This window comes from Proteiniphilum sp. UBA1028, from assembly GCF_002316955.1.
In the GTDB taxonomy this organism is placed as follows: Bacteria; Bacteroidota; Bacteroidia; order Bacteroidales; family Dysgonomonadaceae; genus Proteiniphilum.
Genome location: NZ_DCEN01000073.1, coordinates 1202 through 9732, shown reverse-complemented (window position 1 = coordinate 9732; position 8531 = coordinate 1202). Strand labels below are relative to the sequence as shown.

Genomic DNA, 8531 nt, shown 5'->3' with positions numbered 1-8531 from the left:
GGCTGATCGCCGGTAGGCTTATATTCGGATGTTAGTTGAAACTGCATAGTAAGCAAGATTACAAATAGTTGTTTTCCTTCATCGCTCAGGGAGCACCAGGATAGGGTTTTGTTTCGTAAATGGAGGTTATCTGAAAGAGGGGGTTTACCCTCATGTGAACAATATAGCCGGTTACTTGCTCCGATTTTCCATTCCCCGCGAACAATTTTGTGAGCGGGACATTCACGCTGAAGGCATCGCTCATGGTCTTCTCATACTGTACCGCACTCAGGTCGGGGACAAACTGCAGCGTTGCGTTCTGTGTACGGGCCGCAGCAATCAGCAACTCACCGGCAATCCTTTCGCGGGGTGCCCTGCCCGATTCAAAAAATCGGTCGACCACGGGTGCCAGGTATCGCCTCATGCCATCGTGATCCACCATGGAGAGAGCTGCGTAGAACCCGCCCACGGTCTGTCGGAGGCTGTCGAGCTCGGTCTCGTTTACGGGATACGACTGAAAGAGCATTTCGCGGCGAGTGTTTGCCAGTGTAAGATAATCACCCTTGAAGTCGCCGCTCTGTGCCAATAGAATATAATCAGAGTAGGCTTCAGCAGTATTTGTATTCAACGCACCCACCCAGGAGAGCGAGTCGATCCGGATCTTCACCAACGAAGCATACGGGCTTTTCGGGTACTGTTGCAGGAAGTCCCGCAACTCCGTAATGTTGCCCGTCGTTTTCAACTGCTCCCAGCGCACTGCCTCTTTCTCCTTCAGGCTCATGAGCTTTGCCTGAGCCTCTTCAAACCGCGCTCCACCAGGATGTGACGCCATGTAGGCAACATATCCCTCCACCGAGTTCATTTTCAGCGCCTTCTCCCAGCCACTGCGCTCGAGGTTACCCTTTCGAATCGTTTCGTTGTACACAAAAAAAGCGCCCGCCAACAAAACCGCTGCCAGGGCAATCCACAGGAGAGGCTTTTTCTGAGGTTTCTTTGTACTCGCATCAAACGTATCTGTAGCTTCCTCCGTATCAGCCACGTTCGGCATCTCCGGCACCTTTGCTTCTGAAGCGATTGGGAAATTCACGTTGCCTGGCCCTCCCTCCTCTTCAACCGGAATATTCTCCTCCTTTTGAAATTCAGGCAGGTCAATCTCATAGTCCGCGCGAATTTTCATCGCGCAATCTTCACAGAACAGCGCTTCTTCGGGTTTATTCTTTCCGCATAGGGGGCATTGTCGAGACATATTTTACCAGGTTTATCGTGATTTCACCTTTTTACAAAGGTAGCAAAGTTAACGCTTTTACTCCACTACTGTTGCATAATATTTCTGTCAATTGATAGATTCAACATTGCCTTACTGCACAATCGTGAAGCGGACTTCGAAGATTCTGACTGGAGATAGGGACTTTTGCAGGGACAAACTATTTTTGTACTTTTGGATTCAAGTCACAAACATATGAACTACTTCAAAAAAAGAATACAATCCTTCGGTCATGCGTTCAGGGGAATCCGCACGCTGTTCAAAAAAACGCCCAATGCTCTGATCCAGTTATTTGCTGCAGTGGCAGCCGTGGTTTTGGGATTTATGCTTCGTATATCAAACGGGGAGTGGCTTGCCGTGATCATCGTCATCGGTTTCGTGTTTGCCCTGGAAGCGATCAACACAGCTTTGGAGACCCTTGCCGACTTTACCTGTAACAAAGAGATGCATGCCTCCATCCGGGAAGCAAAAGACCTTTCTGCCGCCGGCGTATTGATCGCGTCGCTGGCTGCTTTGGCTGTGGCCATCGTGGTGTTTCTTCCAAAAATCCTCTAAACCATACCATGATCGATTTACAACCATACATTGACGAAACCAACGAGGTAAAGGCTGCACCATACGAGGTAAAAAAAAAGCTGCATGAATTGAAATGTATTCTGGAGCGATTGTGCAGGGAGCTCACGAAAGAGGAGTCCCTGCAGTTTCCCACCCTGTTTTCGCGACTGGTCTTCGTTGCTCAAAAATATAGCCTCCCCAGGCAGCTTGAATGGCATCTCCAGCATTTCAGGGTAAGGGAAAGCTATCTGCTAAAAGATCAGGCACAGCAAGCAACTAGTCAGGATTTCAAGGATGCAGTAAATACGCTGATGGCGCTCTTCACTTTCCTGCAGACCGGCAATGCCGATGTTGACCGGACTATCGCCCCCGAGGAGACGGTTCGTTTTTCTTTCGACAGAATACGGGTTTATCTATCTAAAATTGAGCCCGAAAACAACCTGCTCCGATGTGTGGCCGAAGAGAATCCCCAAAATGAAGTAACCGTAAGATACGAGGCAATTCCGGAGAATAACAGCCTTATCGGCCCGGAAGAAACATTTTGGGAAGGGGCACAGTTAAACCTGATCGATTGCATCGTGGATAAAAATGGCTACTTCGTGCCAAGGTATATTGTCCTCGAGCCGGATTACCTGATCGATGCATCTGCCATTGCCGAGTGTTTTCAGAACTACGCTGTCTCGCCGCTACACTATTTCCGTAACAAACTGGAGGAGAAAGAGAATCGTTCCTATCTGTTGCTGGGAAACCTGGCCAACTTCTTTCTGGATGAGTTGGTGTATGCCGGGAACCCCGACGATGTTTCTTTCGATGATGTCTTTTTGCGCTCTTTCAAACAATCGCCCTTCGAATATACCAGTTGCGAGGACATACGTTCCGACAAGGACTTCCGGGAGTTTATGCGAAAAGCAAAAGACCAGTTTGAGCACATCAAACGGGTCATACGCGATGATTTCCCCAAACGAGGGATCGATGTTGATCATTGCACGCTGGAGCCTTCCTTCTTCAGCGAGAAATTCGGATTCCAGGGGCGGCTCGATTTGCTACACATGCATCCCGACGAGGCAGACACGAAAATTGTGGAGTTGAAATCGGGGAAGTTACCCTTTCCGACGTATAACAAAGGGAAGATTGCCCTCAACCACGAAGTGCAGACTGCCGTGTACCGGATGATGGTGGAGAGTGTGTTCGGAAAAGATGCCCGTCAGGTAGATGCGGCCATACTCTATTCGGCAGGAAACGAGCCGGGCGAGAACCTCCGCTTTGCAGCCGTTTACAAGGAACTGGAAAAGAAAATCATCCATCTCAGGAACCGGATCGTGGCTATTGAGCACGCAATCATCCACGGCGATAACAATCAGGTAGAAGAGCTATTCGACGCACTATGTGGCCCCGTGGACCCGTCGCAGAGACTACCCGGTTTTTATTTGCAGAAGCTCGAACAGATCCGCACCGTGCTGTCTCAAAGCAGCGAGTTGGAAAGAGCCTGGCTCTACCGGTATATTCGTTTTATTTCGAGAGAGTTGTACCTCCAGAAGACCGGCGATGTGGAATACGAGACTCCCACCGGGCTGGCATCGCTCTGGAACAGCCATTTCGAGGAACGGGCCGCATCGTTGGATGTGCTCTTCAATCTCTCCATCACGGATATCGACGACTCGGGCAACGAGCGGTCAATTATTTTCTCCCGCAGCGAAGCTGATCACGATATTGTGAATTTCCGCGAGGGGGAAATATGCATTGTGTACCCGAGAAGCGACGACACCGATACGGTGCTGAACCGTCAGATTCTGAAGGGGACCCTTGTAGAGATCACCCAAAAACACGTAGAGGTACGTTTCCGTTACAAACAAAAAAACCGCCGTTATTTTGACGACCACCCGCTGTGGGCCATTGAACATGACACGCTGGATTCCTCCTGCAACAGCATGTTCAAAAGCATCTTTTCTTTTCTGAAAGCATCAAAACAAAAAAGAGACCTTCTGTTGGGATTGAGGCCCCCCGGGGTGAGGACGATGGAAGAGAGCCGGAATAAAATCACGTCCGACAGCATCATCGATAAAATAATGCATGCAGAGGACTATTTTCTTCTTGTGGGGCCACCGGGAACCGGAAAAACGTCCATTTTTGCCCGCCGGTTAATCGAAGAATATTACAAACAACCCGATACCAACATCCTGGTGCTGGCCTACACCAATCGTGCTGTTGACGAACTTTGCGATGCGATCAATGCAGCCTTTGGTTGTAGCGACGGATCGTGCGAAACCTATATTCGCGTGGGGACCGAGCTCTCCTGCGCCGGGCAGTACAGGCACCGGCTGCTGCAAAGGATTTCGGAGAAAGCCACAAACAGGGAATCGTTGCGCCGGGAGATTCAGCAGACACGCATCTATGTCTCCACGCTCGCATCCATCACAGGGAGGATGGAACTCTTCTCGCTCAAGCATTTTCATGTGGCCATCATCGACGAAGCGTCACAAATACTGGAACCACAGATTATCGGGCTCCTGCCCCGTTTTGATCAGTTTATCATGATAGGAGATCACAATCAGCTCTCCACCATCGTGCTGCAAAAGCCGATACTCTCCAAAAACAACGAACCCGCATTGTGCAATGCCGGACTTATTGACTGCCGCGATTCGCTTTTCGAACGATTGCTGCGTCAATGCAGGGAGAATGGGTGGCAACACGCTTATGCACAACTCACCCAACAGGGAAGGATGCATATCGACATTGCCCGCTTCCCGGCCACCTGGTTCTACTCCGACAGTCTTTTCCCCGCGAGCGAATGGCAAACCTCCCAATGGGATTTAACCTGTTCTTCCGATCATTTGATCGACCGGAGTGTGGCAAGCGAACGAACCGTGTTCTTCTCGACAGAGAAAATCAATCGCCTCTCCTCCTCCAACAAGCTTAACGAGATAGAAGCAGAGGTGACGGTACAACTGCTGCAGTCCATACAGACAATATACGAAGAAAACGGCCTTCCGTTCCATCCCGCCGGAGTCGGCATCATCGCCCCCTACCGGAATCAAATTGCCCTGATCAAACACAAGCTGTCGGAATCCGGCATCCGCGATGTGGAAGAGATAATGATCGATACCGTAGAACGCTTTCAGGGCAGTCAGCGCGACGTGGTCATCCTTTCCTTTTGCATAAACAAACCCTATCAGTTGAATTATCTTTCCAACCTGAATCACGACGGCACCGTGGACAGGAAGTTGAATGTGGCCATCACCCGTGCACGCCATCAATTGTTTCTCATAGGGAATGGCAAAATACTTCAACAACACCCGGTCTATGCCACGTTGCTCGATTATTATCGTGACAAACTCGTTTTACTCGATAAAAATCGAAAAGATTGGTCAAAATAACCGGTTTCTACTTGAAATAATTTTTGATTATCACATTTTTTTGTATTTTTGCAGTCTCAAACAGATATTGTCTTATGGTGTAACGGTAGCACAACAGATTCTGGTCCTGTTTGTCCAGGTTCGAATCCTGGTAAGACAACATATCAACCTGAATATCAATAACATAAACAACACAAAAAGGGATGTCGGACTGATTCATCATTGGTCCGACATTTTTTGTTTATCTACTCCTCCCTTACGAATGCTTTGATTCGCTTCACTTTCCCCCAAACAACAGTGGAAAGAGGAAGGTCACCAAAAGGGTCCATATAGCATAAATCGGCAGATACCGGGCAACGGTCAGTTCCACGGTTTTTATCTCTTTCTCATTCCGCACAACCTTGAAGAGGTGGATCATGATCAAAACGAGATGTACGAAAATGAGAAGATTAGACCCCAGCACAGCCGTTCTGTTGGGGGTAAACCCAAACTCACCCACCCTGTAGAGGATGGCGGAAAGCGCCACCAGATCGACAATCAGTGCAAGGAAGGATAGCATAAAAAGGGTCCATTCATTGAAACGGTTCCTTTTTTTGGCCGATGTTCCGATCACGGAGAAGACAATGATCGCCATGACTCCCGCAAGCATCGTGTTAAACATAATCAGAAAATCCCGGTCGCTGTAAGGATCCTTTCCTGTCAAAATAACAAATATGAGATAGATTACCAGTGTAATCAGTACCAAAGGGCTGAAGATGCCGGCAATGACCGGCGCAATTTTATCGGTCATTGCCGGGAAGTTCCTTACAATGTATGTCGCCACGATGGGTGCAGAGATCAAACCGATGATCGCTATGTTCTTCATGTAGAAATTCTCAATGTTCAGGTCGATGGTCGAAAACAGGCCGATTGTCACCGCAGTAAGAATCCCTCCCGCAATCAGAATGACGGCAGTCAGTATGGCCAGGTCACCATTGTAGCGGAGATAGTTAATCCATTTCAAACGATTTTTTGTCGCATAATCGGTGAAAATAAGGCCATAGAGACACCACAACATCAGCGGCAGGTGAATATAGGACAAAAGAACCGAATCGCTCCCCTCTCCTGTCGGCAGCAGGTTGATATAAAGAGCGGACAGCACAAATACCAGCAGCGACAGGATCAACTGCCGTGGGTTAATCTTGTTTTTGGTAAGGAAAATGTATGCCGATAGTCCCACGAAAAGGATGATGCCCGCATTCTTCGTGTAGTAATCATGCTCGTCCGCATCAAAACCAAACAGTTGAGGGATCTTGATTAAAAGACCGGCAAGTATACAGGAAATAATCAGGAAAAGAACATCACTCTTATGAGTTCTTCGTATGGGTTCACTTTGATGATCCAGATTCTCTTCAATTTCTTTTTCCATGATGGATCGAATTTAGAATATAATTCAGTGCAAGTTTACATTAATTTTATCGTACTACAAAACATTTGGGGGTCTCATCTTTAGCTGCATTCATTTCAATAAACAAAACCCTGTTCACCGTCTGCTTTCCATGCTGTCCTCTCTTTTTTGGTACAGAAGAAAAATCCTTGCATCAAAAAAATGATTGTTGTTAATACGATACTTTTGTTTCGTCTTTAAAAAAGTTTCCGTATTTTTAACGTGTGTAATAATATATTTATTTCCGTCTTTTGCTTGCGATAATGTGAGTAACCGTAAACATCGATTAATGGTATGATCAACAGAAGAAAAGCGACACAAATCATCAGAGGCCAGCATGCCGTAGACGGCGCAGGCGTTCGTTTACGCAGGGTATTGGGAGCGAACACCATTCCCGATTTCGATCCGTTTTTAATGCTCGATGGATTTGACTCCACCAATCCCGATGACTACATCAAAGGGTTTCCCTGGCATCCGCACAGAGGTATCGAGACGATCACCTATCTGGTGAAAGGAAAGATTGAACATGGCGACAGCCTTGGGAATAAAGGTACGATTCACGATCTGGAATGTCAGTGGATGACGGCCGGTTCGGGAATTATTCATCAGGAGATGCCCAAAGCATCGGAGAGGATGCTGGGCTGCCAGTTGTGGGTCAACCTGCCGGCAAAAGAGAAGATGACCGAACCTTCCTACGGTGACATTACCCGGGACAAGGTAGTGATTGTGGAAGAAGAAAATGCAACCGTCAGAATACTGGCGGGCTCCTATAAAGGCAAAACCGGCGTCTTTGAAGGAAAGTACGTGAAGGTACACTATCTCGATGTGGATCTCGCTCCCGACAGTACGTGGAGCTATGCAGAAACTCCCAACAACGAAACGCTTTTCGTTTATCTGCTGGACGGGACACTGGCGGTGGACGAGCCGTTGTCTGATTTTGAAGAGAAATCGTGTGCTGTTTTATTTCGGCCCACGAACCCGGATGCCGAAAAAAACGATGCCGTTGTTGTCCGTTCGGGGAACGAAGGCGCCCGTTTTATTCTGCTGGCTGCCAAACCACTACGCGAGCCCGTAGCCTGGGGAGGGCCCATCGTGATGAATACCCGGGAAGAGCTGGAGCTGGCTTTCGACGAGTTGGACCACGGAACATTTATTAAACATAAGAAGTGAAAAAGCAGGACATGTAACTCCCGAAACATTCAACATACACAAAAACTGGTAAAAGCATGAAACAAACACTCTTTACAGTTGCACTGATCTTGGGTTCGTTCAGCCTTTCTGCACAAATGGCCCCGGAAGAGACCGAATGGTACGCTCCCGTACCGCCGAAGGTCGCACCGGGGAAGACACCGGGAGCTGCCCCCTCCGATGCCATCATCCTGTTCAACGGAAAGGATCTCTCCCAGTGGAAAGGGGAGAAGGGCGATGCACCGTGGGTAATTCGCAACGGTGAGCTGACGGTGATGCCGGGTAAGGGGAGCATCATGACACGCCGCCATTTCGGCGATGTACAACTCCATATCGAGTTCAGGTCGCCCGCCCCCGAAAAGCACAACGGCCAGAATCGCGGCAACAGCGGCATCTTCCTGCAATCGAAGTATGAGGTACAGGTGCTCGATGGCGACAACAACGCTACCTACGTGAACGGCATGGTGGGCAGCATCTACAAGCAGCAGGCACCGCTGGCCAATGCCTACACGCGCAACGGCGAATGGCAGGTCTACGACATCTACTGGCGGGCCCCCCGTTTCGGCACGGACGACAAGCTGGAGTCGCCCGCAATAATTACGGTGGTGCTGAACGGCATCTTAGTGCAAAACAACGTTGAACTGAAGGGGCACACCACCTACACCGGCTACCCCGCTTATACCCCGCACGGGCGACTGCCGTTGATGCTGCAGGACCACGGCACGGAGGTCGCTTACCGGAACATCTGGATCAGGGAGCTGTAAGG

At 48.9% G+C, this 8531-nt stretch carries 6 protein-coding genes and 1 tRNA gene; 5 read left to right on the top strand and 2 right to left on the bottom strand.

Annotated features, from left to right (window positions below; translation table 11 throughout):
* Positions 1 to 85: 85 nt before the first annotated feature.
* Positions 86 to 1225: a hypothetical protein gene (locus B3Z75_RS12535; RefSeq protein ID WP_294072237.1), complete on the bottom strand. Its 1140-nt coding sequence runs from the start codon at positions 1223 to 1225 to the stop codon at positions 86 to 88.
* 213 nt (positions 1226 to 1438) lie between these two features.
* Between B3Z75_RS12535 and B3Z75_RS12530 the strand changes: the two genes are divergently transcribed.
* From B3Z75_RS12530 to B3Z75_RS12520, 3 genes are all read left to right on the top strand, one after another.
* On the top strand, positions 1439 to 1798 hold the full coding sequence (locus tag B3Z75_RS12530; RefSeq protein WP_294072236.1) for a diacylglycerol kinase family protein: 360 nt from the start codon (positions 1439 to 1441) through the stop codon (positions 1796 to 1798).
* Positions 1799 to 1806: 8 nt separating this feature from the next.
* Positions 1807 to 5172 (top strand): DEAD/DEAH box helicase, encoded by a 3366-nt coding sequence (locus B3Z75_RS12525; RefSeq protein WP_294072234.1) that lies wholly within the window; start codon positions 1807 to 1809, stop codon positions 5170 to 5172.
* A gap of 68 nt (positions 5173 to 5240) precedes the next feature.
* A tRNA-Gln gene (locus tag B3Z75_RS12520) sits at positions 5241 to 5311 on the top strand.
* A gap of 117 nt (positions 5312 to 5428) precedes the next feature.
* Here B3Z75_RS12520 and B3Z75_RS12515 read toward each other — a convergent pair.
* On the bottom strand, positions 5429 to 6559 hold the full coding sequence (locus B3Z75_RS12515; protein ID WP_294072232.1) for a hypothetical protein: 1131 nt from the start codon (positions 6557 to 6559) through the stop codon (positions 5429 to 5431).
* A 312-nt stretch (positions 6560 to 6871) separates the two neighbouring features.
* Between B3Z75_RS12515 and B3Z75_RS12510 the strand changes: the two genes are divergently transcribed.
* Entirely contained in the window at positions 6872 to 7747 is an 876-nt protein-coding gene (locus B3Z75_RS12510; protein ID WP_294072229.1) for a pirin family protein, read from the top strand.
* A 56-nt stretch (positions 7748 to 7803) separates the two neighbouring features.
* On the top strand, positions 7804 to 8529 hold the full coding sequence (locus B3Z75_RS12505) for a 3-keto-disaccharide hydrolase (RefSeq protein WP_294072226.1): 726 nt from the start codon (positions 7804 to 7806) through the stop codon (positions 8527 to 8529).
* The last annotated feature ends 2 nt before the right edge of the window (positions 8530 to 8531 follow it).